Origin of the sequence: Cylindrospermopsis sp. CR12 (assembly GCF_001432185.1) — a bacterium.
GTDB classification, from domain to species: domain Bacteria; phylum Cyanobacteriota; class Cyanobacteriia; order Cyanobacteriales; family Nostocaceae; genus Raphidiopsis; species Raphidiopsis raciborskii.
On record NZ_LMVE01000060.1, the window covers coordinates 1 to 3,529 of the forward strand.

Sequence of the window (3,529 nt, forward strand, 5' to 3'; positions counted from 1 at the left end):
GGAATTAATCTTAGCGGAATCATTAGAGGCTGTTTAAGCCAGCCTCAGAAAGTTCGTTTATGGACTCTTCAGAAATCTCCGTGTCTTTAGACCGGAGAAGCTTAAAAGAGGCAATCCCTTTTGTGGTTGTTCAAGTCTTGACCCTAATAAGAAATAGTTAATTTTAAGACCTCATCTTAATTTTTACTTTCGTTCTTTCCATAGCGGTATTTAATCCAGCATGTGGTGGTTATAATTATGAGTTTGAGTTTGAAACCTGTGAGCGGGTTTAGGTGGCAAATAGAGTATTCTCTTCCGAAAGATTGAGCTTTTCTAACAATTGTGATGCTAGTTTAGATTCATGATGAATGTATAAACTCAAATATTGCTGAGCGCGAGTCATACCAACATAAATTTGCCTTCTTGCTAAAATTTCAGAGTCTTTTTTACCAATACAATCATCAAACTGTTCCAACCAAATTAATAGAACCGCTTTAAACTCTAAACCAAGAGACGAAAGCATAGTAATAATTCTGATACCTTCTTTATTCTGATCATATCTTTTACTTTGATCGTTTTTATTAACCCAATAAGTTAAGACACCTTCCTTATACAAGTTATTAATAAGAGATTCTAATCTTGGTTTATATTCTTTATCTATTTGTCTATATAAAATGGCTATATCACGATGAGCAATTTTTAATGATTCTAAAGAATGGATAGTTGATATAATAAACTTCTCTTGTTCTTCAAGTGTGTGGCTTATGTAAATTTTTGGTTTATGCCCCTCTCTCAATGCCAAATCAGGCTTGACCAAAGGGAAAGTTACATCCTCATCTTCCAATGGTTCGATTAAATCAGAGACAGGATTTAAAATGCTCAAAGCAGATAATAAAATTTGATAAGTATTACGATAGTTTTTATTTAAGTCGAATTTTCTGCTAAAAGTACGACCTTGTGCTTTAATCCCCACATCTACCCACTTAAAACTAGATCTTTTATAAAGACTTTGATTGCCATCTGCAACAATCATTAAATGACTGTTTTCACTATCTTTGAGAGCATTCACACAACACCTAAACCAAATAGGTAAAAATGTATGAGCCTCATCAATCAAAATAGCATCCCATTTTTGGTCTATTGAATATTCAGATAGTTTATCAATCACTCTGCAAGCTATATATTCATCGCGATTTTCACCTTTAACTTCAGGTAATTTATCTAATATAGATTTTTCCCAGTTATCAAAGTTTCTGACTTCAATTTTTTGATAATTCTCATTTTGCGAATCTCCATTTAAAAGTGATTTTATATAAGCTGCTAAACATACATTAAAACAAAGTATTAATATTTTTGCATTATGATTTTGGTTGATTAAGTACTTGGCACGTGAAATTAATAATAAAGTTTTCCCCGATCCAGAAACGCCAAAAAATATACGATGACCATCTCCTATGCTTTTGGCTAAAGATTCTTGTTTACTATCTAATGTTTTTAGTATATTATCTTCTGATGAAATCGAAAATGTACTATTATTACTTGTTAATTCAGCCTTCTCTTGTTTAATAACAATTTCTGGATATATAATCCCTTTGATGGTACTAATTTGATCTGGTGTTAGGGGAGGAAAAGTAAATTTAATATCAAACATTTCCTCAAAACGTCGGATCATTGTCTCTTCTTTAATTTTATCTTTTTTCCATGCTAATAATTCATCACGATAAATTACATTTTTTATTGGTAATACATTGATTAAATTGTGTTTACTGGCCTGTTCATGGGTTAAGTTAGACATAACTGCACCAACACCAATAGGAAAGCACAAGGAACCTTGGTACTTTCCTGATTGGTTAATTAAGATTCTAAATTCCTTGAGAAGATTTAACAATCCATCCATGTAGTCTTTCCCTTGACGCAAAGGAGATTTCTGTTTTTGAGTAATCTCGAAATCATTTTTATTATCCTTTATTTCAAAACTGTCGTTTGATGCTTTAAGTATTTGGCCTGCATACCATCCTTTTACTTCTATAATAAGGAGTCCAAAATTAGGGGATAAAATAATAAAGTCGGGACGACGATTATCTATCATTGGTTCATACCAGACATAGAAATTATCTGATATCCTTTCTTTAATTATATTGTATAGTGTTTGTTCTCCCTTACTAGCTTTACTGGGAATAGATGATGGTATTATAATTGCCATAGCGAAAACCTTTCTTTAATGGGTGTTGCCTTTATTATACACAAGAATCTTGATCGAGATTAGTAAAGTTATAAACCGTAAACATTTATCTATGGAGATCCCTGGCGATCACCTACAAATAAGAGTAACGCTCTCTCCCATGGATGGTAATCCCGGACGTACTATCCTCCTTCATACAGGGAGAATAAGAGTGTAATTGCCTAAATTAGCGAAGATATCACTACGCGACATCGCATTTTTGGATACTTGATTACGCATTAAAAGATGTAGTAGTTGATTCAGGGAATGAATTCCCTCGAATAAGCTGTTATCCAGGTATAGAAAAAGAGACATCAGCAAACAAAATACTAGAGCTGTTGGGAAATAAAAGCATATTTCCCAACAGCTCTATTTTATATTTTCTCTGGGTCAATACCAAGGGAACGTAGATAGGCAACTAGTTTTTCTTTTTGTTGGCGTTCTCGAATAGCAATAGCTTCTACCTGCTCCTTTGCTAAGCGTTCCCGAATAGCAATAGCTTCTGCTTGTTCCGCACGCTCATTTCCCGTCAATAACAAGCTCCCTTTATCATCCCACCATCTTAACCACGGTGTGGGTGGGTTCTGATTGTCATACAGTATTCCCAATTCTATGCCCATCTCTGGTATGGGATAGTGTCCTCGCCTGTTTGCCTTTATTTCTTTGTATCTTTTTCCCTGTAAATGATATACCTCCAGTGTACCCTTAAAACCATTGAATATAGCATAGTATGGTACTTTTACCGCTTGTTCATACACCCAAAACTTCCCAGCTTTCTTTGGTTTATTAGTTTCTGGATCTATCTCATCTCCTTCTGGTGGCGGGGAACTGTCTTTTTCCTCCTTCCCATTTTTAGACGCAAATTCTATCACTATGAAGGGAGGCACTTTTTCCTTCCATAGCACGTATGACCTTCTCAATTGCCCATTTAGTCTGGATGGCACTCCAGGAACATAGAACCAATCTGGTGCTTCTACCCCTTTTTCCGGAGGTTCTGTGAACCGCCAATATATACCACTATCTTGTCCTATGCAATAGTCTCCATTGGGATGGATTTCTTTTAGTAAGGGTTCAATGGATGTGGTTAATATTATGCTTTGTGGGTGTTCTTGGAAATTCTTCACGAAATTATCATCAGAGTCTGGTAGCTGGGTGTGATCTGGGAGATTGAGGGATTCCCCAGCAAGGGGAGTGGTTAAAGGTTGGCGCACGGTTGATAAGAGGGGGTGCAGGGTTGGAAAGTAGTCTCATCTGACTAATTTTAGCATTTGTTTTTGGTTTTGTGTTGGTTTTTAAAAGTATCTGTGGTCTTATTTAGTAGTATATAAT

The 3,529-nt window shown here is 35.2% G+C and carries 2 protein-coding genes; both read right to left on the reverse strand.

Going from position 1 to position 3,529, the window contains the following annotated elements; all coding sequences use genetic code 11:
- Nucleotides 1-268 precede the first annotated feature (268 nt).
- Nucleotides 269-2,182, reverse strand: coding sequence for a nuclease-related domain-containing DEAD/DEAH box helicase (locus ASL19_RS07950; protein WP_057177933.1), 1,914 nt, complete (start codon nt 2,180-2,182; stop codon nt 269-271).
- 392 nt (nt 2,183-2,574) lie between these two features.
- Nucleotides 2,575-3,411, reverse strand: a complete 837-nt coding sequence (locus ASL19_RS07955; protein WP_057177934.1) for a Uma2 family endonuclease — start codon at nt 3,409-3,411, stop codon at nt 2,575-2,577.
- Nucleotides 3,412-3,529: the final 118 nt, after the last annotated feature.

Excerpts from the sequence above, each read along its gene's own strand:
- ASL19_RS07950 (WP_057177933.1), bottom strand. The coding sequence starts at position 2,182 with ATGGCAATTATAATACCATCATCTATTCCCAGTAAAGCTAGTAAGGGA.